This window comes from Microtetraspora sp. AC03309 (assembly GCF_020826795.1).
Classification (GTDB): Bacteria; Actinomycetota; Actinomycetes; order Streptosporangiales; family Streptosporangiaceae; genus Microtetraspora; species Microtetraspora glauca.
Genome location: NZ_JADDIL010000485.1, coordinates 1 through 472, shown reverse-complemented (window position 1 = coordinate 472; position 472 = coordinate 1). Strand labels below are relative to the sequence as shown.

General features: G+C 66.1%; 1 pseudogene. It reads left to right on the top strand.

The features are described 5' to 3' along the window. A pseudogene (gene pbpA / locus IMZ11_RS43970) lies at window positions 1-472 on the top strand (D,D-transpeptidase PbpA); the annotation flags it as partial.

Genomic DNA, 472 nt, shown 5'->3' with positions numbered 1-472 from the left:
GCGTTCGCGAAATCGTGCAACACCGCGTTCGTTCAGTTGGGGCTCAACACCGGCACCGACAAACTCAAGTCGACCGCCCAGGCCTTCGGGCTCGACGAACCGCCGCCGGCCATTCCGCTGCAGGTGGCCGAGTCGACCACCGGGCCGATCACGGACGCCGCGGCACTGGGTATGTCGAGCATCGGCCAGCGTGATGTCGCGTTGACCCCGCTGCAGAATGCGCAGGTGGCTGCCACCGTCGCCAATGACGGGATCGCCATGCGCCCGTATCTTGTGGATAGCCTGAAAGGGCCCGACCTGACCACGATCGCCACCACCGCGCCTGCCCAAGAGCGCCGGGCGGTGTCACCCCAGGTCGCAGCTACACTTACGGACTTGATGGTCGCCGCCGAGCAGGTGACTCAGCAGAAGGGAGCCATCGCCGGCGTGCAGATCGCTTCTAAGACCGGTACGGCAGAGCACGGGACCGATC